This is a genomic window from Nocardia sp. NPDC059154, from assembly GCF_042755705.1.
GTDB lineage: Bacteria > Actinomycetota > Actinomycetes > Mycobacteriales > Mycobacteriaceae > Nocardia.
On the sequence record NZ_JBHZCS010000208.1, the window covers coordinates 1 to 1,292 of the forward strand.

At 64.0% G+C, this 1,292-nt stretch carries 2 pseudogenes; one reads left to right on the forward strand and one right to left on the reverse strand.

What is annotated here, in order from left to right:
• Nucleotides 1-94 precede the first annotated feature (94 nt).
• Nucleotides 95-646: pseudogene (locus ACFXN1_RS51850) on the reverse strand (IS1380 family transposase); the annotation flags it as partial.
• A gap of 236 nt (nt 647-882) precedes the next feature.
• On the opposite strand from ACFXN1_RS51850, the pseudogene ACFXN1_RS51855 reads away from it, so the two are divergent.
• Nucleotides 883-1,292, forward strand: a pseudogene (locus tag ACFXN1_RS51855) (IS5 family transposase); the annotation flags it as partial.

The window sequence follows — 1,292 nt, forward strand, 5'->3', positions numbered from 1 at the left end:
AACAAGATCAACCCCACCAGCCCGCCCGAGCCGAGATCACCATCCCCAGTGACGAACCCGGCCGCTGTGGTCACCACCCTGAGTGACGCTCAACAATCGTGGTCGCCAGTGGTGAAAGCCCTTTGCGCAGAACCTGTTTGCCCGAAATCTTGGTGAACCCGTAGGACGCGCCCTGCTTGGCATAGCCATAGACCGGCCGCAGCAACGAATCGATATCGACGAACGCCCGCTGGCCGGCGCCGGGGAGCAGATCGGCCCGCGCACACAACCGCGACAGGTGCGTGCGCAGCACCGATTCGAGCTGACGCGCATGCCCGAAGCTGAACTCCCGCAACAGGGTTCCGACCGTCGACGGCGCATACACCCGGTCGAACACCGCGCTCATACCGCCGCTGCGCAGCACATCGACATCGTCGATGCTGTCCGCGCCCGCACACATCCCAGCGATCAGTGTCACCAGTTTCGGGCCAGGGTTCGCCGACCCGGACTTGATCCGAGGCTCGGCGATCGCCACCTTCCCGGTCAGCAACTCACCCAGCCCGGTCTGTTCGGCCAGCCGCATCACCGGCACCAGACCTGCCAGCGACACGAGATTGCGATCATCGAACACCGCTGACTCCGCGGCGAACCTATGCGAAACTTGCACCCGAAGTGCCCTTCTGAAACCGGACCGATCACTGCCTAGACAACAGCGATCATCCCAGCTCGAAGGGCACTTTTCTCGTTCATCAGGCACCAACGGACACAAGACCGTCGGTGGATCGAGGCTTAGAACTCCTAACAGAATGGTGCTGGTGGGAGGAATGATGCGAGATCGGTTGGTGTTCCTCTTGTGTCGCTTGTGACTGGAGGTGCGCGACGGCACAACGTAGGCCGTGGGAGATCGACGACGACCTGTGGGAGCGGATCGCGCCCCTGCTGCCGGTGGTCCCCCGCAAGACACATCATCCCGGCCGGAAACGCCTCGACGACCGAAAGGTGTTGTGCGGCATCTTGTTCGTGCTCTACACCGGCATACCGTGGGAGTTCTTGCCCCAGGAGCTGGGCTATGGGTCGGGCATGACCTGCTGGCGGCGGCTGCGGGACTGGCACGCCGCCGGCGTCTGGCAGCGGCTGCACGAAACACTGCTGGCCGAGTTGAACGCCGCGGGGGCGTTGGATTGGTCGAGGGCGGTGGTCGACGGCTCCCACGTCCGGGCGCTCAAAGGCGGCCCAAAACCGGACCGAGCCCGGTCGACCGTGCCCGAACAGGCTCGAAACACCATCTGATCACCGAAGCGCACGGCATCCCA